Annotated in this window: 22 protein-coding genes; 12 read left to right on the top strand and 10 right to left on the bottom strand. The window is 35.7% G+C overall.

What is annotated here, in order from left to right:
• Positions 1-22: 22 nt before the first annotated feature.
• Complete coding sequence (locus OA86_RS05375) at positions 23-898, top strand: phosphatidate cytidylyltransferase (protein WP_039349862.1); 876 nt, start codon at positions 23-25, stop codon at positions 896-898.
• 8 nt (positions 899-906) lie between these two features.
• The gene (locus OA86_RS05380; protein WP_039349865.1) at positions 907-1,560 is read left to right on the top strand and encodes a phosphatidylserine decarboxylase family protein; all 654 of its coding nucleotides are present in this window, start codon (positions 907-909) and stop codon (positions 1,558-1,560) included.
• A 137-nt stretch (positions 1,561-1,697) separates the two neighbouring features.
• On the opposite strand, the gene OA86_RS05385 is transcribed toward OA86_RS05380, so the two are convergent.
• Together OA86_RS05385 and OA86_RS05390 are read right to left on the bottom strand one after the other, a co-directional pair.
• Entirely contained in the window at positions 1,698-2,021 is a 324-nt protein-coding gene (locus OA86_RS05385) for a bacteriophage spanin2 family protein (RefSeq protein ID WP_126340462.1), read from the bottom strand.
• A 63-nt stretch (positions 2,022-2,084) separates the two neighbouring features.
• Positions 2,085-3,299 carry a BaiN/RdsA family NAD(P)/FAD-dependent oxidoreductase gene (locus OA86_RS05390; protein WP_039349871.1) on the bottom strand — a complete coding sequence of 405 codons (1,215 nt, stop codon included), beginning with the start codon at positions 3,297-3,299 and terminating at the stop codon, positions 2,085-2,087.
• A 271-nt stretch (positions 3,300-3,570) separates the two neighbouring features.
• Between OA86_RS05390 and OA86_RS05395 the strand changes: the two genes are divergently transcribed.
• Positions 3,571-4,110: an acyl-CoA thioesterase gene (locus OA86_RS05395; protein ID WP_039349873.1), complete on the top strand. Its 540-nt coding sequence runs from the start codon at positions 3,571-3,573 to the stop codon at positions 4,108-4,110.
• 56 nt (positions 4,111-4,166) lie between these two features.
• On the top strand, positions 4,167-5,219 hold the full coding sequence (thiL, locus tag OA86_RS05400) for a thiamine-phosphate kinase (RefSeq protein WP_039349875.1): 1,053 nt from the start codon (positions 4,167-4,169) through the stop codon (positions 5,217-5,219).
• A 155-nt stretch (positions 5,220-5,374) separates the two neighbouring features.
• On the opposite strand, the gene OA86_RS05405 is transcribed toward thiL, so the two are convergent.
• From OA86_RS05405 to rplU, 3 genes are all read right to left on the bottom strand, one after another.
• A complete protein-coding gene (locus tag OA86_RS05405) occupies positions 5,375-6,946 on the bottom strand; it encodes a M20/M25/M40 family metallo-hydrolase (RefSeq protein ID WP_039349876.1) in 1,572 nt (523 codons plus the stop codon).
• A gap of 234 nt (positions 6,947-7,180) precedes the next feature.
• The gene (gene rpmA, locus OA86_RS05410) at positions 7,181-7,438 is read right to left on the bottom strand and encodes a 50S ribosomal protein L27 (RefSeq protein WP_039349882.1); all 258 of its coding nucleotides are present in this window, start codon (positions 7,436-7,438) and stop codon (positions 7,181-7,183) included.
• A gap of 26 nt (positions 7,439-7,464) precedes the next feature.
• Positions 7,465-7,890 carry a 50S ribosomal protein L21 gene (gene rplU / locus OA86_RS05415; protein WP_039349885.1) on the bottom strand — a complete coding sequence of 142 codons (426 nt, stop codon included), beginning with the start codon at positions 7,888-7,890 and terminating at the stop codon, positions 7,465-7,467.
• Between the two features lie 125 nt (positions 7,891-8,015).
• On the opposite strand from rplU, the gene OA86_RS05420 reads away from it, so the two are divergent.
• Positions 8,016-9,110, top strand: coding sequence for an acyltransferase family protein (locus tag OA86_RS05420; RefSeq protein ID WP_039349888.1), 1,095 nt, complete (start codon positions 8,016-8,018; stop codon positions 9,108-9,110).
• Positions 9,111-9,145: 35 nt separating this feature from the next.
• Here the strand turns inward: OA86_RS05420 and OA86_RS05425 are convergent, their stop codons facing one another.
• Positions 9,146-9,388, bottom strand: coding sequence for a hypothetical protein (locus OA86_RS05425; protein ID WP_039349891.1), 243 nt, complete (start codon positions 9,386-9,388; stop codon positions 9,146-9,148).
• 135 nt (positions 9,389-9,523) lie between these two features.
• Here OA86_RS05425 and OA86_RS05430 point away from each other — a divergent pair, with 135 nt between their 5' ends.
• The 3 genes from OA86_RS05430 to tnaA all read left to right on the top strand — a co-directional run bounded on the left by OA86_RS05430 (position 9,524) and on the right by tnaA (position 12,268).
• Positions 9,524-10,102 carry a MiaE family protein gene (locus OA86_RS05430; protein WP_039349893.1) on the top strand — a complete coding sequence of 193 codons (579 nt, stop codon included), beginning with the start codon at positions 9,524-9,526 and terminating at the stop codon, positions 10,100-10,102.
• Positions 10,103-10,175: 73 nt separating this feature from the next.
• Positions 10,176-10,796, top strand: a complete 621-nt coding sequence (locus OA86_RS05435) for a DUF502 domain-containing protein (RefSeq protein ID WP_039349896.1) — start codon at positions 10,176-10,178, stop codon at positions 10,794-10,796.
• A gap of 95 nt (positions 10,797-10,891) precedes the next feature.
• On the top strand, positions 10,892-12,268 hold the full coding sequence (gene tnaA, locus OA86_RS05440; protein ID WP_039349899.1) for a tryptophanase TnaA: 1,377 nt from the start codon (positions 10,892-10,894) through the stop codon (positions 12,266-12,268).
• 139 nt (positions 12,269-12,407) lie between these two features.
• Here tnaA and OA86_RS05445 read toward each other — a convergent pair whose 3' ends face one another.
• Complete coding sequence (locus OA86_RS05445; protein ID WP_039349902.1) at positions 12,408-14,531, bottom strand: elongation factor G; 2,124 nt, start codon at positions 14,529-14,531, stop codon at positions 12,408-12,410.
• A gap of 685 nt (positions 14,532-15,216) precedes the next feature.
• Between OA86_RS05445 and menD the strand changes: the two genes are divergently transcribed.
• Entirely contained in the window at positions 15,217-16,881 is a 1,665-nt protein-coding gene (gene menD / locus OA86_RS05450; protein WP_039349904.1) for a 2-succinyl-5-enolpyruvyl-6-hydroxy-3-cyclohexene-1-carboxylic-acid synthase, read from the top strand.
• A 1-nt stretch (position 16,882) separates the two neighbouring features.
• Here menD and OA86_RS05455 read toward each other — a convergent pair whose 3' ends face one another.
• The 3 genes from OA86_RS05455 to OA86_RS05465 form a co-directional block, all read right to left on the bottom strand.
• Positions 16,883-19,429: a DUF5686 family protein gene (locus OA86_RS05455; RefSeq protein ID WP_052257398.1), complete on the bottom strand. Its 2,547-nt coding sequence runs from the start codon at positions 19,427-19,429 to the stop codon at positions 16,883-16,885.
• Between the two features lie 80 nt (positions 19,430-19,509).
• Positions 19,510-20,136 carry an aminotransferase class IV gene (locus OA86_RS05460; RefSeq protein ID WP_039349907.1) on the bottom strand — a complete coding sequence of 209 codons (627 nt, stop codon included), beginning with the start codon at positions 20,134-20,136 and terminating at the stop codon, positions 19,510-19,512.
• Positions 20,120-21,097 carry an aminodeoxychorismate synthase component I gene (locus tag OA86_RS05465; protein WP_039349910.1) on the bottom strand — a complete coding sequence of 326 codons (978 nt, stop codon included), beginning with the start codon at positions 21,095-21,097 and terminating at the stop codon, positions 20,120-20,122. Before OA86_RS05465 ends, OA86_RS05460 begins: the two co-directional genes overlap by 17 nt.
• A gap of 77 nt (positions 21,098-21,174) precedes the next feature.
• Here OA86_RS05465 and OA86_RS05470 point away from each other — a divergent pair, with 77 nt between their 5' ends.
• From OA86_RS05470 to OA86_RS05480, 3 genes are all read left to right on the top strand, one after another.
• The gene (locus OA86_RS05470) at positions 21,175-21,897 is read left to right on the top strand and encodes a hypothetical protein (protein WP_039349912.1); all 723 of its coding nucleotides are present in this window, start codon (positions 21,175-21,177) and stop codon (positions 21,895-21,897) included.
• 69 nt (positions 21,898-21,966) lie between these two features.
• The gene (locus tag OA86_RS05475; RefSeq protein WP_039349918.1) at positions 21,967-22,701 is read left to right on the top strand and encodes a hypothetical protein; all 735 of its coding nucleotides are present in this window, start codon (positions 21,967-21,969) and stop codon (positions 22,699-22,701) included.
• An 80-nt stretch (positions 22,702-22,781) separates the two neighbouring features.
• Entirely contained in the window at positions 22,782-23,864 is a 1,083-nt protein-coding gene (locus OA86_RS05480) for an AI-2E family transporter (protein ID WP_039349920.1), read from the top strand.
• Positions 23,865-23,877: the final 13 nt, after the last annotated feature.

Below are 23,877 nucleotides of genomic sequence, written 5' to 3' on the forward strand. Positions count from 1 at the left end.
TTTAACTTACAATCACACCATCTTGGATAAAAATTTAGTACAGCGAATTTTCGGAGGATTTCTATATGGTTTTCTTGTGATTTTTTGCACCACACCGCTTGGCTCACAACTCCTCGATAAAATTTCGCCCAAGCTTGTCACGCAACAGGATCTTTTTTATGGATTGATCACTTTCTTTCTTTTCGTAGGAGCATGGGAATGCATGAAGATGATGAAGTTTGATCCTAAAAGCTGGGAGAAGTGGGCCATTTTTCCTTTGATTATTCTGGTGTTTTACCGTTTTTCTAAAAGATTTTTTCAACACGGTTTCTTTTTCGATTTTAACCTGTCTGAAATATTAGCACTTTCACTCATCGTCATTGCGGTGATCACACTTTTCAAATTTTCAAAAGAACTCTATTACGATAATGGCAAATTGATCTTTACCGTAATATACACCGCACTTCCATTTGGATTTGCTTTAGGATTACCTAAATTTTCTACAGTTGACAATACATTCACTTTGGAAGTTTTCTTCCTGTTTATTTTGATCTGGAGCAGTGATACTTTTGCTTACTTCACCGGGAAATTTTTCGGGAAACATAAAATGGCACCTAAAATTTCTCCTAAAAAAACTTGGGAAGGATTTGCAGGTGGTGTTGTCTTAACTTTAATCCTCGGTTTTTTTGTTGAAAAATACTTCCCTGAACTTCGTGGCAACTGGATGGTTGTAGGAGTTTTGGTTGCTGTATTTGGGCCACTTGGTGATTTGGTAGAAAGCCAGCTGAAGAGAACCTTTGGTGTGAAAGATTCGGGAAACATCATTCCGGGTCACGGTGGGATATTAGATCGTCTCGATAGTTTTATTATCTGTGCTCCTGTCGTATATTTGTACTTTATCTTAGAAAAATTCATTTAGAAAAACTCATGAAATTACATAAAGAATCAAAAGGAACCATCATCGTCGCAAGTATTGCTTTCGCCTTAGTTGCAGTCCTTTCCATTTATTTTCTGAAGAACTTGTCGCTTTTGATCATTATTCCTTTACTCGTAATTTACGGATTGGTGTTTTGGTTTTTTCGTGTTCCAAAAAGAAACATTCAGGATCATACCGAAAATGTGATTGCTCCTGTTGATGGTAAAGTGGTGATGATCAAAGAAGTATTCGAAGATGAATTGCTGCAGACAAAAGTCATTCAGGTTTCAATTTTCATGTCACCTTTGAATGTTCATATCTGCCGTTTTCCGGTATCAGGACAAGTAATTTATAAAAAATATCATCCGGGGAAATATTTGGTTGCTTGGCACGAAAAATCATCCACCGAAAATGAAAGAACAACGGTTGCCGTAGAAAGTTTAACAAATCACAAAGTTTTGTTCCGCCAGATCGCAGGTTACGTTGCACGCAGGATCGTATTTAATTGTAATGAAGGTGATGCCGCAAAAGCCGGACATGAATTCGGTTTTATAAAATTCGGCTCCAGAATGGATGTTTTCTTGCCTTTAGACACCGAAATCATCTGCAAGATTGGGGACAAAACAAAAGGTGGAATCGATGTTATCGCAAAAATGAGAGATTAATTCGCACATTTGATACAAAATATAAAGCTAGGATCAAATAATCCTGGCTTTTTCTATTCAAAAATAGTTCGGTTAATTTCAATAAAAAAGGAATCAACAATTTTGTCAATCCCTCCATAAATGTTTAATGAGTAAAATTAAATAGGTACAAAAATAACCGCTGCAATTGCTGCAAGACCAATCGCAATGGTAGAAAATAAATCTACTTTTTTAACTTCGCGAATGTTACTTTTATCAATTATTACCTCTTCTCCTTTTTTATTCTTCATATAAATTTGAGTCTCATCCTGCTTCAAAATCTCACCTTTGTACTCTTTCGCGTCATTGGTCAGAATGGTATATTTTTGATAAAGTTCCAAAGAGTTTGGCTGCAAAGGTTTATGCTGGCTTACTACCCTCGTTTGGCAAGAGGTTGCGCTGAGAATTAATAGTAAGACGAATATCGAAAAGAGCTTTTTCATTTTTAAAATATATTTTGCCAAATGTAATAAAATAAATATTGATAGAATAATCTCCAATGAGATCTATGGTAATTTCAAATTGAGATTCTGAGCAATAATCCAAGCTTCACTCCAACAAGCCTGAAAGTTGAAACCCCCAGTAACCGCATCAATATTTAAAACTTCTCCTGCCAAATAAAAATTTTCTAAAATCTTAGACGACATATTTTTAAAATTGATTTCCTTTAATTCAACGCCACCAGCAGTTACAAATTCGTCTTTGAAGGTAGATTTACCAGAAACCTTCATTACGTTATTACATAAATGCTGTAAAATACTTTGCAGTTCTTTTGAAGAAATTGATGAGATGTTTTTTTCTAAATCAACTTTTGAAAGCCACAGAATACGATGCCAGAATCTAGTAGTAATATCAAAGATTTTCGAAGTTCCAATAGATTTCTTTGGATTTTCCTGACGGAATTTTTTAAATATTTCTTCGGCATCTTCGAAATCGATTCCCAGAAAATTAACGTTAATATCGAATTGATATTTTAAATCTGCCAATTCGCGGGCTTTCCAGGCAGAAATTTTTAAAATTGCTGGTCCGGAAAGTCCCCAATGCGTAATTAACATTGGTCCAGATTCATCCATTTTTAACTTTGGAATTGAAACTTTCGCGTACGGAAAACTCGTTCCCATTAAATCTTTCAGCGTTTCATTTTTAATATTAAAAGTAAAAAGAGAAGGAACTGCTTCAACGATTTGATGTCCTAAATTTTTAACTAGTTTTAAAGATTTCGGTGAACTTCCGGTCGCATAAACAATATAATCTGCAGAATATTCTCCTGTGGAAGTTTTTACAATATAAGATTCATTAATTTTCTCAATTTCTAAAACAACAGCTTGCGTTTTTACGTCGAATTTTTTTCTTCGAACTTCATTAACCATTGTATCAATGATTGTTTTGGAAGAATTGCTTTCGGGAAAAATTCGGTTATCATTTTCGATTTTTAAAGAAACGCCACGTTCTTCGAACCAACCCATTGTATCGCCGGATTGAAACTGATGAAAAACACTTAATAATTCCTTATTTCCGCGCGGATAAAACTGCACCAATTCTTTTGGATCGAAACAAGCGTGGGAAACATTACATCTTCCACCACCAGAAATTTTTACTTTTTGTAACACATCGGTATTTTGTTCCAGAATAGTGACGTAGAATTTATTTTCGTCGAGGTTCGCTGCACAGAAAAATCCTGCTGCACCACCGCCGATAATGATTATTTTTTTCTTTTTCAAATTGATATTTTTTCACGCAAAGTCGCAACGTTTTACGCAAAGAACACGCAAAGTATTAGACAAAATTTTAGCGATTTTTACACTTGATGAATTGCAAAAATACGATTTTTCTAACCCATGATTAATGCTTAATTTTGTAAATTATAAATAACGCTTTTATCGAAGCGTAAATTACGCCCCAGCTTGAACGAAGCTCTTTTTGTGACGAGGAATGAGGAGCAAAAAAGTGGGAGTGGAAGATGGATAAAGGCGCAAAAAAGAAATAAAAAATATGTCAGATTATCATTATAAATTCGATGTTCGATGGAGCGATATTGATGCAAACAAACACCTGGCGAATTCGTCTTACGTGATGTATTGCGCGCAAACCAGAATGGCGTTTATGAATACCCATAAAATGGGACTTAAAGAATTAAGTTATTGGGGAATTGGTCCCGTGATTTTGCACGAAAGATATTCGTTTTTCAAAGAAATATATGCTGATCAAACGGTTTTTGTTTCACTGGAAATTGCTGGAGTATCGGAAGATGCGAGTATTTATCAGTTTGTTCATAAATTTTATTTACCCGACGGAACGCATTGTGCAACGGCTGAAGCGACTGGAGTTTGGATCGATACCATGCTACGTAAATCGACAACTCCACCCGATGATGTTTTGGAGGTGATGAATGAATTTAAAGGCGAACATGTAAAAGTTTTGACCCGACAGGATTTGAAAGATTTGCCTTTTAAACCTGAAAATGTAGAAGCTTTCCATAAGCGAAATACCTTCACCTGGAAAAAAGATAAGGACGAAAAAACGGAAGATTAATTTAAATTTTCAAATCGTTTTGATGCTTAATTATTAATTTATTTTATAGAAAAAATATGCTCGAAGATAAAAGTCCACAAATGACCCCGATTTCTGCTTATGGCGAATTTGGTTTGATCAAACATTTAACCGAAAACTTTAGTTTTGAAAATCCTTCTACGGAAATTTCAATTGGTGACGACGCTGCGGTGATTGATCCGAATGGTCAACAGGTGGTTTTAACAACTGATGTTTTAGCGGAAGGCGTTCATTTTAATTTAGGCTATGTTCCTTTAAAACATTTGGGATATAAAGCAGTTGTTGTGAATTTGAGTGATATCGCTGCGATGAATGCAACACCGACTCAAATTTTAGTTTCTTTGGCGATCTCTAATCGTTTCCCGGTTGAAGCTTTAGAGGAGATTTATGCTGGAATTGCTTTAGCTTGTAAACATTACAAAGTTGATTTGGTTGGAGGTGATACCACGAGTTCAACATCTGGTTTGGTCATGAGTATTACTGCGGTTGGTTTGGAAAACGCTGAAAACATAGTGAAAAGAAGTGGTGCAAAAGCGAATGATCTGTTAGTCGTGACAGGAGATTTAGGCGGTGCTTATATGGGTTTGCAAATTCTGGAAAGAGAACATTCTGTATTTCTTGCAGATCCCAATATGCAGCCTGAAATGGAAGGTTATGATTATATTCTGGAACGACAATTAAAACCTGAAGCTAGAACCGACATCAAGAAAACTTTAAAAGAGTTGGACATTAAACCAACTTCTATGATTGATGTTTCTGATGGTTTATCTTCTGAAATTTTACATTTGAGTGATCAAAGTAAAGTAGGTTTCCATTTGTATGAAGAAAAAATTCCTATGGATTCCTTGACGATTGCAACAGCGGAAGAATTGAATTTGAATCCAGTAATGTGTGCTTTGAGCGGTGGTGAAGATTACGAACTATTATTTACGATAGCTCCTGAAGATTTTGATAAAATTAAAAACCACCCCGATTTTACGATTGTCGGTCATGCGGTTGATTTAGAGCAGGGAAATTTCTTGGTAGCAAGAGGAAGCAATGAATTGATTCCTTTGAATGCGCAAGGTTGGGATGCTTTTCTGAATAAATAATTTTTTAACCACAAAAGGCACAAAAGTTTTTTACTTTTAAAGTGACAATCTCGCTGTTAAAAGTTCATAACATTTGCAGAATTATATCATAAAAGCGACTCCAATTGGAGTCGCTTTTTATTTTGATTTCAAACTTGTTCTCTGAAAAAATTAATTTATTTATAGTCTTTACTGCTTCTCAGTGGCTCTTTGAATTCAGGCCATTTTGCAACTTCTCCTTTTTCATTTACAGGCATTTCCCGTTTTTCCCGGTTTGTAAATTCTGGATCTTCTGACGCCATGTAGGCTAAAGTTGCGGTAAGAATGACGTTATTTTTAACCTCATCAAAAATAATTTTATCGTACGTGTCTTTTGTCGTATGCCATGTATAACCGAAATATCCCCAGTTCAGAGAACTCAAAGAAAATCCCGGAACTCCTGCTGCGACGAATGATGCATGATCAGATCCGCCTCCTCCAGGCATTCCCGGGAATGTAGATTTAATTTGGTCTTTAATATTTTTTGGAGCTGCATTGAGCCATTTTCCAATATAATCGTAGGAATTCACAAATCCCTGTCCGCTGATATCAATGACTCTACCCGTTCCATTATCCTGATTAAAAACGGCTTGAGTTCCTTTCATAATTTCCGGATGATCTGCGACAAATGCACGGGAACCGTTTAGTCCCTGTTCTTCACTTCCCCAAAGTCCGACAATGATCGTACGTTTGTTATTTGGATAATATTTTTTCAGAATGCGGATGGTTTCTAACATGGTTAAAACTCCGGTTCCGTTATCTGTTGCACCTTGAGCACCATCCCAGGAATCTAAATGCGCAGAAAGAATAACGTATTCGTTCGGTTTTTCTTTTCCTTTAATAATTCCTACTGTATTAAAAGACGGCGCATCTGGTAAAATTTTGGATTGAGTTTCCAGTTTGATGCGTGGTTTCATTCCGCTTTCTGCCATTCTGTACAGCATTCCATAATCTTCAAGCTCAATATCGAACATTGGAATTTTCTTTGTTTTTGCGCCGAAAATTCTGTTGGCGCCCATAATTCCGGTCCAGTTGGAGATCGCAATTCCGGCAACACCGGCATTTTCTAAAGCTTCGGGAAGGGAATTATTATCGTAACCGATTTTCTTTACATATTCTCTAAAATCCTTGGTGGCTTGATCCTTTTCAGCTTTTAATTTTTCATATAATTCCGGAGTTGCAAATTCCTTGATCTGTTCCTCGGAACGACCAATTTTTTGATACTGCGCCATCAAAATTACTTTCCCTTTTGCGGATGGAAGCCATTTATCAAATTCTGCTTTCGAAGAAACTTTCGGCATGATGACCACTTCTGCTTCGACTGCTTTTTTTGTTGCAGGACTCCAGGCTAATTGGGTTGCAACCAGACTTTTAACTCTTGGATAAACCATATCGACGTGCGTAATTCCACGTTGCCAACCTTTCCAGGTGCCGAATTGTTGCAACTCTGCTTCGATTCCCCAGGATTTCATTTTATCGGCAGTCCAGTTATTGGCTGCTAACATTTCCGGTGTTCCGATCAATCTTGGACCGATACCGTCTAAAAGATCGTGTGCCATCGATTCCAGTTGAGAATTATTGTGGGCTTCGTTGACGAAATTCTGAACGATGGGATTGAGTTGCTCTGTTTGTTTGGTTTGAGCGTTGGTGAAAGAAAGCTGTGCGGTTAGAAGCAAAGCAGAAATTGATAAGATGGTATTTCTCTTCATGTTTAAATTAGATTTATGCTAAAGATAATAAATTATGTTTGTCTGCAAAAACCGATATGAAACGAACCTTTTTTTAGAAGCGGAATCTGCGGCTGCGATAGGAGCGGTTACCCCACAGCAAGCGTTGGGAAAAGCTTTGGCGCGAGGAGTATGAGCGTATAGCGCGAATTGTCCGCCCAAAAAAAAATCCCAATCAGAAGACTGGGATTTTATATGTATAAAACGCTTTTTGAATTATGCGTTCGGTTCGATAGATACGAAAGATCTGTCGTTTGCTTTTTTTCTGAAAACTACTTTTCCGTCAACTAAAGCGTGTAAAGTATGGTCTTTCCCCATTCCCACGTTTAATCCCGGGTGATGAGTTGTACCTCTTTGTCTCACGATGATGTTACCTGCGATAGCTTCTTGTCCACCGAAAATCTTAACTCCCAATCTCTTGGAATGCGATTCTCTACCATTTTTGGAACTACCAACTCCTTTCTTATGTGCCATTTTATTTTAAGGTTTTTTGGTTAAAATTATTCAGCGGTTTCGCTGTCTGATTTTTTTGTTGTTTTTTTAGCAACTGGAGCTTCTTCTGAAACTGCTGCTTCTTTTTTTGCTTTCGGCTCAGCTTTTTTAGCTTCTTTCTTATCAAAACCAGTGATACCGGTGATTTGAATTTGAGTTAGAGACTGTCTGTGACCGTTTTTCTTTTCGTATCCTTTTCTTCTTTTCTTTTTGAAGATGATTACTTTATCAGCTTTCAGGTGATTGATGATTTCAGCATCAACAGTGATACCGCTTACAGCTGGGGCGCCGATTGTTGTAGAACCGTTTACAGTAAGAAGAATTTTATCGAAGGAAACTTTCGCTCCAACATCTCCTTTCAAACGGTTTACAAACAACTTCTGGTCTTGCTCAACTTTATATTGAAGCCCTGCTATTTCTACAATTGCAAACATTGTTTATAAATTTTGTTAGTTAATTCGAGGTGCAAAGATATGATTTAATTTTAAATTCTGAATTATAAATGATGGATTTTTTATAATGAGTAATTTATCTAATTTTGAAGCAGTTAACCTACTTTATGAAAAGAGATCTATACATTGATTTTGCGAAAGGTTTTGCGACCCTTGCCATTATTTTCATCCACACCGTTTTTTGGTCCGGACAATATTATGTTCCGACAGAACTGCGGGTTTTATCTTTACTCGTCGATGTTCCACTCTTTTTTGCTTTGAGTGGTTTGACTTCCGGGAATAATATTGAGAAGACTTTGTATCGATTACTGAAACTGCAAATCACGTTTATGATCTTCGTGACTTTTCTTTTCTTCCTGGATTATTTTTTCAAAGTTTTTGGTCTGAATTTTTTCGGTATGGAATGGATGAAAAGCTTCTACTCTACTTTTGGAAGCAAATATGTTCCCGTAAATATTTCTGATGTTCCGCAATGGCAAAATCTGGGAAACTGGTATCTTCATCAATATACGAACGCTGATACTTTCCCTGTCGTGATGGGAAGCTTTTGGTATTTGAAAGTTTATTTTATATTAACTGTTTTTGGAGTTTTGATTTTAAAATTTTTTCCAAAACACATCAATTGGTTTATTGGTTTATGCTTTGGGTTATCTTTGATTTTTAACATTTTACCGCAATTCTATCCGAACGGACAAGTTGGTTACGTTGCTTTTTATCTAGGATTATTTTTGGTAGCTCATCAATTAAAAGGTAGGAAAATTCCGACAAAGTGGGTTCCGATATTGTTTGGGATTTTGGGAGTACTGCTTATTTTTCTCTATTGGGATTTAGGTAAAGATTTATTTTTAAAGATGAATAAAGCGAAGTTCCCACCTAAATTATTATACATTTTCTGGTCCTCATTTTCCTTACTGACTCTTTTTGTTTTATATAATCGGTTGAAAATAAGCAAGCCCAATTTTATCACCTATATCGGACAAAATGCGATCTTCTTTTATTTTGCGCAGGGAATGAGTTCTTCTCTCGTTTATTTCTTAGTTGTCGGATTAAAAGATCGTTTTGAGTGGTGGATCTTAATGATTTTTATTTACCTCATCAACATTCTTCTTGCGATTGCAATTGCAAAATTTTTAATGAAAGTAGACGCTTTCGGCTGGAGAATTTTAGAAATTTCACGCAAAAAAACTGCCTCAATTTCTTGAAGCAGTTTTATTAATTATACCGAAGTACAATAAAATTAGTCTCTTTTTCCGTTACCTCTTGCAACAACTGCAATAATAATGATTAGAAGCAATGCACCAATTACCCAGTAAATAGGATTGGTGTACCATTCTTCAGTCGTAGTTGTTTTTGTAGATGTAGTTGTAACGTTAACTGTTGGAGCAGTTTTTTCCTGTGCAAAAGCTAAAGCGCTGAAAAAGAAAGTTAGTAATAAAATACCGAAACTCTCGATTTTTTTGGATAGTAATGTCGTATTCATAATTTAATTTTTAATGTATTGGCTTTTATTCAAGTTTTGTGCCACAATTATCCTAATTCAATTTTCCTGAATTTTCATTAAACTTTTACCACAACGTTTATAATCCTTAAATTTACTGCGGAAAAATAGAAAACTATGTTTAAACTCAGACTTTTAACGGATCCTAGATGGGCGAATATTGCAGAAGGTAATTTAGAAGAAATCCTCACTGACCATGCATGGTGCGAACAGAAAGCAACAACAAATGCGATCACCATTATCACGATGATTCCCGAACATCCGGAAATTATCACCGAACTTTTATTTATTGCGAAAGAAGAATTAGAGCATTTTCAAATGGTTCATGAGATCATTAAAAAACGTGGCTATACCTTTGGCAGAGAAAGAAAAGATGATTATGTTGGTCAGCTTTTCAAATTTATCGTTCAGGGTACCCGTGAAAATTATATTATCGACAGAATGCTTTTCGCCGCCATGATCGAAGCAAGAAGTTGCGAGCGTTTCAAAGTTTTGACCGAAAATATAAAAGATGAAGAACTAAAGGTTTTTTATAAAGAACTCATGATCTCTGAAGCTGGTCATTACGCTACTTTCATCAAATTTGCACGACAGTTGGGCGATCCGGAAAAGGTAAATCAACGCTGGGAAGAGTGGCTCGATTACGAGGCAGAGATCATAAAATCCTACGGAAAAAAAGAATCGATCCACGGATAATTTTTCTGCAATTTCTTTTGGAATTTTCCTATTTTTACCAAATCCAAATTTATCCATTCTGGAAGTTCAATAGATGAATAAAAAGCAACATGACCGCATACTGAACACCTTGGCAAAATCCTTTTTCCAGGGTTTGCTGATTATTGGACCTTTTGCGATTACGATTTGGATCATTTGGTACATCGTTTCCAGTATTGACAATATTATTCCTACCGTTTCAGAAAGATTGTATCCCGGAATTACCTTCTTTATTGTTATTTTCTCAACGACTTTAATAGGATTTGTAGGTAGCAAATTTATTATCGGACGAGTTGTTGTCGACAGTTTCGATTATTTGTTGGAACATACACCCGGAATAAAATTTATCTATACTTCTTTAAAAGATGTCATGACTTCTTTCGTAGGTGACAAAAAAAAATTCAATAAGCCCGTACTCATTAGAACTACGGAAAATCCTGCTATTTGGCGCATCGGTTTTCTGACGCAAAGTGACCTTTCGTCCGTAGGTTTTCCGGATCATGTTTCCGTTTATCTGCCGCATTCTTACGCAGTTTCAGGCTGGGTCGTATTTGTTTTAGCGACTAATATTACCGTTTTAGAAAATGTAAGTGCGGCACAAGCAATGAAATTTGCAGTAAGTGGCGGTGTTGCAGGTTTTCACTCGGATGACAACGTTTTCAAAGCACCGGAATGAGGAGTAATCAGTAATGAGCGGTAAGTAATTTATACTTATCGCTCGCATTTTTTATGTTTTTAATTACTTATTACCTATCACTTATTACTCATTTTATGAAGTTACCTTACGCTGAACCTTTCAGAATAAAAATGGTGGAAGAAATTCACCAATCAACAAGAGAAAATAGAGAAGAATGGCTGAAAAATGCCCACTACAATTTATTTAATTTAAAGTCCTCCCAAGTTTTTATAGATTTGTTAACCGATTCCGGAACTGGCGCAATGAGCGATCAACAATGGGGCGCTTTGATGACAGGAGACGAAAGTTACGCGGGATCACGAAGTTTTGATGCCTTACACGAAACCGTAAAAAAATTGACGGGTTATCAATATTTACTTCCTACGCATCAAGGTCGCGCTGCAGAAAATGTGTTATTTTCTGTTTTGGTAAAAGACGGCGATATTATTCCCGGAAACTCCCATTTCGATACGACAAAAGGACATATTGAAATTCGAAAAGCGCATGCAGTTGATTGTACGATTGATGCAGCGTTTGATGTTGATGATCTTTTCCCTTTTAAAGGAAACATTAATTTAGATAAATTAGAAGAAGTTTATAAAAGTCATCCGAAAGAAAAAATCCCGTTTTGTTTAATTACGATTACCTGTAATTCTTCCGGTGGACAACCCGTTTCTCTGGAAAATATAAAAGCAGTGAAAGAACTTTCAGACCGATATGGAATTCCGATTTATTTTGATTCTGCACGGTTTGCTGAAAATGCTTACTTCATCAAAATGAGGGAAAAAGGTCAGGAAAACAGAACCATCAAAGAAATTGCTAAAGAGGTTTTTTCTTACGGCGTCGGAATGACGATGAGTTCTAAAAAAGATGGCTTGGTGAATATCGGTGGATTTATTGCTTTGAATGATGAAAAGATTTTCAGAGCAGCATCAAACTTTACAATTATTTACGAAGGTTTCATCACTTATGGTGGAATGGCAGGAAGAGATATGGCAGCTTTAGCAGTTGGCTTGAACGAAGCGACAGAATTTGCCTATTTAGAAAGCCGAATTTCTCAGGTTGAATATTTAGGAAACCGATTGATCGAGTTTGGAATTCCCGTACAGAAACCGATTGGCGGTCATGCTGTATTTATCGACTCTTTAAAATTTTTACCGAATATTCCGAGAGATCAATATCCTGCACAAACTTTAGCCAACGAAATTTATAAAGAAGCCGGAATCAGAACCGTTGAAATCGGGACTTTATTGGCCGACAGAGATCCAGAAAGCCGGGAAAACCGCTATCCAAAATTAGAACTGGTTCGTTTGGCGATTCCACGTAGAACTTATACGAACAATCACATGGATTATATTGCAGTTGCGATTAAAAATGTTTTTGACCGTAAAGAAGAAATTCAAAAAGGTTACAATATTACGTGGGAATCTGAAATTTTACGTCATTTTACCGTACAATTAGAAGAAGCTTAAAATAATTTCACCTATTTTAAAATATAAAGAAACCTCGGCTTTCGTCGAGGTTTTTGCTTTTATTACTCAAAAATTCACCATTCACAATTGACTATTCACAACTATACTTGGCTCTTTTCACTTTTCCCTTGACTATTTCCTAAGCCTCTTCCAACTGAGAATGATTTTTCACCAATTCTTGCTGAACATTTCCTGGAACCAATTGATATTCCGAAAACTTCATGCTAAACTTAGCTCTTCCTCCTGTAATGGAACGCAAAGTCGATCCGTAATCATGTAATTCTCCTAATGGAACTTCCGCCAGAATTTTCTGATAATGACCTTCAGAATCCATTCCGGAAATAATTGCTCGTCGGGTTTGTAAATCCCCCATGACGTCTCCTGTATCTTCATCAGGACATAAAATCTCCACAGAATAAATCGGTTCTAAAAGTTGTGGTTTTGCATCATGAAAAGCTTCTTTAAAAGCGCCGGAAGCTGCCAATTGGAAAGAAATATCATTGGAATCTACGCTGTGCATTTTTCCATCATAAACGGTAACGCGAATATTTTGACAGTGAGATCCAGTTAAAGGTCCTTCTTTCATCTGTTGCATAATTCCTTTTTTGATGGCGCCAATATAACGGTTATCAATCGCTCCACCGACGATGCACCAATAAAAAGCCAGTTTTCCGCCCCACGGTAAATCTTCAATATCTTCTTGGCGAATATTCACGCCGGTCGGATCTTCCATTCCTTCATAGAAATTTTCTACGCGCATGTGAATTTCCCCAAACTGTCCGCTACCACCAGATTGTTTTTTATGTCGGTAATCAGCATCGGCTTTTCCGGTAATCGTTTCTCTGTAAGAAATCCTCGGATTATCGAAATTCATATTGACATTAAATTCTTTCAGCAATCTTTGTTTGACTAAATCTAAATGAAGCTGACCTTGACCGTGAAGAATGGTTTGTCTCAATTCGGCAGATTGTTCCACTTTTAAAGTTGGATCTTCTTTTTCAATTTTATGCAGAGCAGTCACCAATTTTTCCATGTCGGAAATAGAATCAGTCGAAATTGCTTTTCGAATTCTACTTTCGGGAAATTTCATGGGACGAACTTTTCGATCCAGACCTTTCGTATTTAAAGTATCGTTAGAGTGACCATATTTTAATTTAACGGTAACGCCTAAATCTCCTGCAACCAATTCGGTCACTGGAATTCTTTCTTTTCCTTCTGCGATAAATATTTGAGAAATTCTTTCTGTTTCGCCATTATTTGCATTAATGAGTTCGTCTCCAGGTTTCAGTTTTCCACTTAACACTTTAAAATAAGAGACCATTCCGACTTGCGGTTCAGAAGTGGTTTTATAAATAAAAATCGTTGTTTTATCATTTGGATCGTAAGAAATTTCACCGCCATTTTCGAGTTTTCTTGCAGGTCTTTCTTCTGGTGAAGGCGCGATATCATCAATGAATCCCATTAATCTTCCGCTTCCCATATCTTTTAAACCACTCGTTACAAATACCGGAAAAAACTGCTGTTTCGCTAAAGCGATCGTAATTCCTTTTGCAAGATCGTCTTCAGAAAGATTGCCTTCTGCAAAATATTTCTCCATCAATCCTTCTTCATTTTCCGCTGCGATTTCCACCAAAGCATTGTGCATTTTATTGGCTTTTGCCATTTCACTTTCAGGAATCGCTTTCTTTTCAGGTTTCCCACCATTAGGAGGAAATTCATACATCACCATTCTCAAAGCATCGATGATCGCATTGAAATTTGTACCGGAATTATAAGGATATTGTACCGGAACTACTTTTGAACCGAACCTCTCTTTTGCCTGTTCTAAAGTTTTCTCAAAATCAGCTTTTGGATGATCCATTTGATTGATGACAAAAATCGCCGGAGTTTCATATTCTTCGACATATTCCCAAACCAATTCTGTACCGACTTCTACTCCATTTGCAGCATTCAAAACGATGATCGCAGTATCCGCAACTTTCAAAGAAGAAATGACTTCGCCCACGAAATCATCGAATCCGGGAGTATCAATAATATTAAGTTTGTTATTTCGCCAGTTGACGAACATTTGGTGGGAGAAAATCGTTTTGCCTTTTTCATGTTCCAGATCGGTATTGTCGCTCACCGTGTTTTGTCCTTGAACACTTCCACGGCGCTTGATCGCCCCGCCTTCGTACAACATGGTCTCAATCAATGTAGTTTTTCCGCTGTCGGAATGACCTAATAAAACTACATTTCGTAAATCTTTGGTATTAGCACTCATCGTATTTAGTTTTAATTAATTGAATGGAAATGCTAAAAAGGAAATGACAGTCATTTGATTTTTAGAAGTTTAAAGTTACGAAAGATTTAAATCAAGACTAAAATAAATAAGTATTTCAAAAGATGATTTTTGACATTTTTAATTTTAACCATGTATAAAGTATTGCGAAGAAACGCTTTCAATTACTTAGTTTTACGATACAACATCAATTCAGAAAGCAGCAAATGGGGTTAAAAGATCCATCGATGACGTTGTTTGAAGCATCGATGACGTTCACAACCTCAAATTTGGGGTTCCGGAACGTCATTTTTGAGATTCCGAACGTCATTTTTGCGGTTCGGAACCTTATTTATGGGGTTCGGAACGTCATTCATGGGGTTCGGAACGTCAAATTTGGGGTAAATTTGAACAAATCTTCACAGAAATAGCCGCAATCATTTTGTGAACTAAAAAACTTTGATGAGAAGAAATAATCTTATTATTTAGCCCCAATTAAAACAACATCCTTTTTTGAGGAGGAACGACGAGGAAAAGACCTGCTTGTCGGCAGACAGGTATAGTGGAAAGCGCGTTCGAAATTTCTAAAGTCCGAAAATCTTATTGCTCTTAAAGAAAGAAATCATGTGCAAGAGAATTTTTTTTTAAATTTTAATTATCTGTAAATTTGCCCCAATCAATTTACTACATGAAACAATTCTCTTCAAAACGAAGCATTCAAATTTTAGCACACCTTTTAAAAGAATACGGAATTTTCGACATCGTGATTTCTCCTGGATCCAGAAATGCGCCGTTAGCGATTCACTTTTCAGAAATGGATGAGTTGAATTGTTACAGTATTGTGGATGAAAGAAGCGCTGCGTTTGTTGCAATGGGAATGGCAAAAAGCATACAGAAACCTGTCGCAATAACTTGTACAAGCGGTTCTGCATCTGCCAATTATTATCCTGCAGTTACCGAAGCTTTTTATTCAAACACACCGCTTTTGATTTTAACAGCCGATCGTCCTGTCGATTTTGTAGATATTTTCGATGGACAAACCATTCGTCAGAAAGATCTGTATAAGCAACATTCTTACGGAGATTTTCAACTGTTGGAAGATCACGAAGAAAATGCGGAGGACGAAAATTTTGCGTTGATAAAAAAAGCAATCGAACTTTGCTTTGAAAAACAAGGCCCGGTTCATATCAATATTCCTCTCGAAGAACCTTTATATCAATTGGTTTCGGAAATTCCAAATTTCCCGCCTGTAGAGAAAACCATTCAGAAAAAGTCCGAGGAATTCTCTCCCAATCTTGCTGCAGAATGGAATACTTCCAAAAGAATTATGATCTTAGTCGGAACACGTGATTATAGTGAAGAGCTGGAAATGCAGTTGTCACAGCTCGTTAAAAACCATAGTGTGGTTGTTTTGAAAGAAGCAAATTCAAATTTAAGGCACGATAAGTTTTTCGCCCACATCGATCGGTATATTTTTAATTTTAATGAAGAGGATTTCAAAACTTATGCACCGGATTTATTGATCACGATCGGACAAAATATAGTTTCAAAAAAAGTAAAACAATTTCTGCGCAAAGCAAAGCCTAAAAATCACTGGCATGTTGATGAATTTTGGTATCCTGACACGTTCTTCAGCCTCACCGAAAAAATTAAAACTGCGCCGGAAAAGTTCTTCTCTAAATTATTAAATTTCGTTTCGTTAGAGCCAAGTCCTTATTATAATTTGTGGGATGTTTTGCGGGACAAAAGAGATCTGAAACATGAAGAATATTGTCTGGGAACGAATTTTTCAGATTTTAAATTTTTCGAAATACTTTCTTATAAATTGCCTGAAAACATTAATTTGCATTTTAGTAATTCATCTGCAATTCGTTACGCTCAACTTTTTGATTTTCAAAAAAATAATATTTACTGTAACCGCGGAACGAGCGGAATTGATGGTTCAACTTCTACCGCGATGGGTTTTGCGATGAAAGACGTAAAGCAAACCGTCTTGGTTACGGGAGATCTGAGCTTTTTCTATGACATCAATGGTTTGTGGAATAATTATATTCCGCCATACACCAGAATTATTGTATTTAATAACGGCGGCGGCGATATTTTTAAAATTATTCCGGGACCAAGCTCTACGAATGCTCTAGATGAATTTATCCTGACCAAACATCATAAAAACGCTGAATATCTTGCGAAACATTTTGGCTTTGCTTATACGAAAGTTGAGGATGAAGACACGCTTTCCAGAGTTCTGGATAATTTCTTTAAACCAGATGCGAAAGCAAAAATCTTAGAGATCGATACTTCAGCAATCGAAAATGCGGATGTTTTAAAAGGTTATTTTGAATTTATAAAGTAATCTAGAAAACGACCTGAATACCAAATTTCACGGCGAATCTTTTAACTTCCGGTCGGTCCAGATAATTTCCACGCCAGTTGAAATCGACGCGTAGAATTTTGAAATTACCCAACCCAATATTTTCCAGTCCGAAACCATATTCGTAATAAACATGCTGATCGGGCGCCGAATACCTTTTGTTATCAAAATTTATATTTTTTGAGGCATCGCTTAAAGTTCCATATGCACCCCGGAAAAAAATGAGTTCGCGAAGTTTTAGTTTTTTAATCAAAGGAAGATAAGAAATCAGTTTCCCATTAAAATGATGCTCAACATTTACCGTAGAATAAGTGTCTGCAACGAATTCATAGTACTTTAATAAAGAAAAAGTATTAAAGGATAGAAAGTACGACTGGTTTCCCGGAATGATATTTTGAATCGCAAGCGGAACAGCATCGAAATTTTTTCCCGCCTCGAAATTCACATTTGTTTTCCCTAAATTACCTAGTAAAATCTTCTGTGCATAGAGAAACTGCAATTTATTATAATCAAAATCACCATCTAAAACATTCGCAAAACCGTGCGTATATTTCAGAATAAAAGTAGGTGCAAGCGTTCTAAGCGTTGTTCTGTCAACACCATACTGCACATATTTTGCGCCAGGTTGCAACACAAAACTGAAGGTGGTATGAAAATCAGTCAGTCCCGATTTCAATGCACCATTCTTATAAAAATCGAGATTAAATTTCTCTGGATTAGCGGTACTTATATTCTGTAAAGAAGCATCCATTCGCAGGACAAAATTTCTCACCGGCTCCAAAGAAAAGAAGAGGTTATTTTGCTTTACAAAACTCAAAGATGCGTTGGTCCCCGAAGTTAAAATACCCGAAGAACCATAAGATGGCGTCATAATTCCCTCATCATACATTAAACTTGCTCCGAGTTGCATTACATCATTTTTGCTCCCAAAACCCAGAGTGGCACGGTTGTCACGATTGAACATGTACTTTCCTTCTAAACCATATTTGAATTTTCGGTCTTTGAATCCGTAAGCAGTGTAACCTGCAATTCGCCACATGTCGTTCGCAGAAAAATAAGTTCTGGCTCCAACTCTTACCCGATCACCTTCCACTTCATTATAGCCGTAAGCGGAATAAATACTTCCAAAATCGATGGCGTTCCAGGCATTAAAATAGCCAGACTGCACAATTTCTACCAAGTTAATGATCCTTTCAAATTTGGGTACTTTGTGAAGTTCATCAACCATTTTGTACACATTTTTTTCAGATTCCTGCAGCGGCTCATCTCTGTTCTTTTCCCAGTATTCATCGGATTTGGTTAGATCTTCATCGCTTAATGTCTGGCGCTTGTCTTTCAATAAATTTTCTGCGAAATTCTGATTAAAAAGATAGTCGCTGTACTGGTCTGTTCTTTTAAAAAGAATACTTTTCGAATCTTTTTTCTTTGTAAAAATGGACATCTCGAGTTCTGTGTAGGTTTTTTTCGGAAGGAAAATGGTCTCGTTTGGAGAATCGTATTCGATTTCCATATAAATTCCATTGACAAAATTAACGTTGATTTTATTCGGAGATTTCAGCGTGGCTCTTACAATATTATAAGTGTCTCTCGATATAAAAAGATCTCCCTGAAAAGCGATCAATTCTTTTCTTCGCGGAAAATATTTAATCTTAAAGCAATCGTTTCCGTTTACCGAAAGCGAATCGGTGAGTTCGTAGTCATAACTGGCAAAACCATCTGTACCAACAGGACTCGGAAAACCAATATTGAAAAAGTTTAATGTATTATCGTAAAGATTTACGTCTTTGAACTGATTTTTTGCGGAGGCAGCCATTCGCTCATTATTGTTAAAGCCCGAAAACTTATTGGCAACAATAATTTTATTTTCCTGCTTGTCCGGTTTATTTCTACCATAGGTTTTGAAGATCGTTTCATTAAAGAAAACAGGCAGACTGAGTTTTTTATCAAAATTTGCAGAATCGGCATAATCAAATATGAATTCCAGCTTATTGAATATTTTTCTTTGCTTGAAAGTACTGTCGATATTATTTAGACCGATCTCAATTTTCTCGTATTCTTTGTACTGATAATCGTCGTAGTTAGCAAGACCGTTTGTTCTTTTTCTTTTCCAGACCTCCTGCATTATCGCATACGCCGGATTTTCCTTTCTGTTTTTATACTTCTTCTTAGACTTTCCCGTAAGCATAACTTCCTGAATATGCTCGGTTCTTTCAGATTGCATTTTAACCACTAAATTTTGAAAATTGAGATCGCTAAAATTGAGAACTTCGGTTTTATAATTTCTTTTGAAAAAACTGGCTGTCGTAATTCCCGAATCAAATTGAATTAAAAAATGATTGTCTTTCGCGATCACTTCAGATTTCTGATGGTTATTAATGAAAATCTCCACACCATTCAGAGGTTTCAGCGTTTTGGCATCGATAATCGTTCCCGAAATTTTATTTTGAGAAAATATCAGGGTTCCAAATAACAGAAAAAATAGAATTTTCAAATGGCGTATGATCGGAAAGGAGAATATATTTTTTTTCATTACAGGCTTGTGAGTAATTACAAGATCCGGGGATTTCAACAGAGAAAGCAGATCAAGTGATTATCGAGGAAATATCTAATTTAAACTTTTAAATATTCTGAATCTTCAGGTAAGTTTTTAATTTTAGAAATTGGATAAATGAACATATCATCAAAATTATTCATCGAGTTAATGATTTGAAAATGAGAATACTCTTTTAAGTTTTGTGGCGTGATCTCCGCTTCTTTAATTTTCTTATTTTTAAGCAAATGTTGGCGCTGCACACCATTTAACAAATAAGTTGTCGGCGTAAACCAATCCTTTCCTTTTTTGAATAAAAGATTAGAAAAAGAAGTACAGGTGATATGATTATTTTTTACAATAATAATTTCATCAGCTTTCGACAAGATCTTCATTTTTTCCAGCTCTTTTCGGTCTTCGAATTTGAAGGAATAGTCGTAGCTATTATTCTCCACCAGCTTAAAATTATCGATCTCAGAGATGGCATAAGGAATCATCTGTGTGCGGAATTTTTTATCCAGATCGTAAATAATTCTTAGTTTATAGAGACCATCTTCGTCATGCTGTAGATTTTTGTAAATCTCATCTATATTGATAGAGCCCTCTTCTCCAAAATGCTCGAAAGTCTTGTTGACCCTGCTTTGATGAAGGTCCAGAAGGAATATTTTCTGGTCTTCTATCTTAATGCTTTCAATGAATTGGGACATAAATTTTGTTTTTCATTTCTTTGTATTCGTCGGCAAATTTACTCAAATGCGTGATTCCACCACCACTTTTGAAAAATAATTTTCCGTTTTCTTTTTCTATAAATCTTATCATCACACAGGAATCCAGATTCTCACCATCGAACCAACCGCAAACACCTGTGTAGAAACCTCTTTCATAATTTTCAGCTTCCAAAATTATTTCCAAAGTTTTCGGTTTTGGCGCACCGAGAATTGATCCTGCGGGAAGTAAAGTTTTCATGATACTTCCTATTTTATTTTGAAATGCAGGTTTCAGTTTCCCTGAAATTTTCGAACTCATTGCATAGAGATTCTTTTGTTGCGTCTTAATAAAGTCAATTCTCTGAAATTCATCCAGTTGAACGTCATCTGCAACCATGCTCAGATCATTCCTCAGCAAATCGACGACCGTGTAATGTTCGGCTTTTTCTTTCACATCATTTTTCAGAATTTCGGCCGCATTTTCTATGGAGGCATCAATTGTACCTTTCATCGGATGCGTATAAATTTGATCACCGATGATTTCTACAAAAGTTTCCGGCGAGAAGAAAACAAACTGATCTTTGTACCACACTTTATATTTCGCTCTCGATCGGTAGAAAATTTCTTTTAAAGTCAGATTAATTTCTATTTCGCTCTTTACGGTATAATTGGTAAGATACGAATTTCCTAATCTTAAATTTTCCTTCACGAAATCAAATCCCTTCCGATAGTTTCCTTCACTTTCTGAAAATACTTTTAAGTCGATCTCCTGATTTCCTGCTTCTACCTCTTTTATGTTTTTAAAGTTTTGAAAATCAATTAATAAACTATTTTTATTAATTTCATTTTCCTGAAAAACTTCTACATTTTCCATTAAAAAATCGACCATAAAAAAGAAGGGAACTTTCTGCTGCGAAAGTTCATCCATGAGATCGAAATTTTGGTGGTAAGGCGGAAACATGAGGACAAAAATAAGGAAAAGCGCTAAGTAAAATAGAAAAAGAAGGGCTTTTAAACTTAAAAGATTATTTTTGCGCCATGGAAAACAACGATCCAAGAAAATCTGGCATTCAACAGATTCTGAAAACCGCATTTTGGTATTGGAATAAAACTTTAATTTATCAACTGTTGTACAGCTTGCTTTATTTTTCTATGTTTTTTCTGGGTTATTTTTATCTCTTCAGATATTTTGGACTTTGGGACGAATTTGCAAAATACAGTGATCTGGTAAAAACCGACATTCCTGCCTTTAACAAAAAAATGGAGGAAATTGCCAGGTTACCACAAGCGAGGAATTTTGGTCTTGCTTTCTTTTTTCTTCTGGCTCTCATCAATCCTTTGAATGTAGGACTTTACAAAATATTTAGAAAGATCGATCTAAAAGAACCCGTTTCTATGAAGGATCTTTTTGCAGGTTATCTCGGTTTCGACTTCTTCAAATTTTTTGGGTTTTACCTCTTCTGGATCATTATTTTCACGTATGCAAACGCCCTTTTAGTTCTCGGATTAGTGTGGGTTTTTATTACTTTATTTTCAATTCCGTTGATGTTTTTTATGGATGTTAAGACTTTTGAAGGAATTATCTTGACCGTAAAAGGTTTGCGAAAAAATTTCGGAATGATATTGATCGGGATGTTGATCGCATTATTATTCAGTTTAAGTGGATTTTTACTTTTCGGTGTCGGTTTCCTACTTACATTTCCTTTTTGGAATGCCATGATCTATGCTCTTTATCAACACATTTACAAAGAAATAGGCTAAATTTTTATTCTAATTTGCAATAATTTCAGATTTAAATTTTAAATTTGAGAAACTTTAAAAACTAGAACTATGGATAACTTTCAAGAATTTGAGCAACCGATCGGACCTCAGAAATCCTCCGGAGATATTATTTCCCACGCTTTCGAAATGTATAAAGGCGTTTTTCTCTACGCTCTTTTGGCAATGGTCATTTATATCCTTGCTTCCATTGTGATACGTGCTGTTACCGGTTTTGATTCAATGAGTTTCTCGGAGGAAATGCGATCTTCTCGTGGCAATTTTTCAGCAATGAATTTCTGGGCGATCCCAAGACTAGGAATTTATTCTGGACTTTCAGGATTGTTAGGAATTCTTGTAACTCCTCTTTTTGTAGGAATTATTTACATGGCGAATAAATATAATTTCAAACAACAGTTGCAGATCTCCGATTTATTTATTGGCTACAGACAGAACTTTGTTAACATTTTGATTTACACTTTGATATCAAATATTATTGTTGGGATTTCATTTGCAATGTGCGTTATCCCAGGATTCTTTGTTTTGCCTTTTTTTTTATTGGGTTATCCTATTCTTTTATTTGAAAACGCAAGTTTTTCGGAAGCATTGAGCAAATCTTTTACAATTGCTAAAGAAAATTATGGAGTATTTCTTGGTGCTGCTTTCCTAGGATTTCTTATCAGTTTCGCGGGAGTATTTTTGTGTATAATTGGCCTTATTGCAACGATGCCGTTCATATTAATTGTTATGTATTCTATTTATTGTGCGTTTTGCGGAAGACCGAGACCCCTTCATATTCCAGATTAAATTTATATAAAAAATAAAGCAATTTTATTGTACTTTTGAAAACAATAGGAATTTCTGTTGTTTTTTTTAAAACCTAGAGTATGTCCAATTTAAAAGATCAGATTAGTGAAGTAAAAATAAAGCAGATTTTTCTTTTGCTGCTCATTATCGTTCTTGGAGGATTAATTTTCTTTAATCTATCCATGTTTATTCCTGCAGTTTTAGGAGCGATTACCCTATATATTATTACGAGAAAATACAATCTTTATTTGCAGGAAGTTAGGAACTGGAAACCTTGGATCGCTTCTTTAGTTATTATTTTGGGAACGCTGATCGTCTTGATTTTACCTATTTATTTCATAGCTGATTTACTCGTAGAAAAACTAGGAAATGCAAATGCTTATATGACAAAGTTTAATGTTTTTGTGGATAAAATTCATGATTTCATTTACCAAAAAGTCAAAATTGATATTTTAAGTAAAGAAAATATTGACAAATTGAAATCTACTGCGGGGAAATATTCTACGACCGCCTTGAGTTCTACATTTAATACTTTGACCGTAGTCGCTTCTATGTATTTTATTCTTTATTTTATGTTGGAAAGACCTCGTCTTTTTGAAAGACTTCTTAAAAGTTCAGCACCTTTAAAAAGAGCAAACGTAACTTTACTAGGTCAAAAAATTCATAGAATGGTCATTGCAAATGCGATCGGAATTCCAGTAGTTGCTTTAGGACAAGGAATTGTCGCACTGATCGGCTATTTTATTTTTGGCGCACCAAGTGCCATTTTATTATTTGCATTAACTGCTATAACCGCTATGATTCCTATTGTAGGGGCAGGAATTATTTATATTCCAGTTTGTATTTTCATGATTGCAGAAGGAAACGTCGGTGCCGGTTTAGGTTTAGCAGCTTATTGTCTAATTATAGTTGGTCTTACCGATAATTTAATGCGCTTTACTCTTTTGAAAAAATTAGAAAATATTCATCCTTTAAATACTGTTTTCGGAATTATTTTAGGTCTAAATATTTTTGGGTTTATGGGTCTGATTTTCGGGCCAATCCTAATTTCGATTACCGCAATGTTGATCCAGGTTTACCGAGACGAATTTGCTGATGATGACCACGAACTGATTTTACCAGAGTCAAATGAAATCGAAGAGAGAATAGATTTATCAATTTAAGAGAAAAATTTTA

It is taken from the genome of Kaistella jeonii (assembly GCF_000812865.1).
Classification (GTDB): Bacteria; Bacteroidota; Bacteroidia; order Flavobacteriales; family Weeksellaceae; genus Kaistella; species Kaistella jeonii.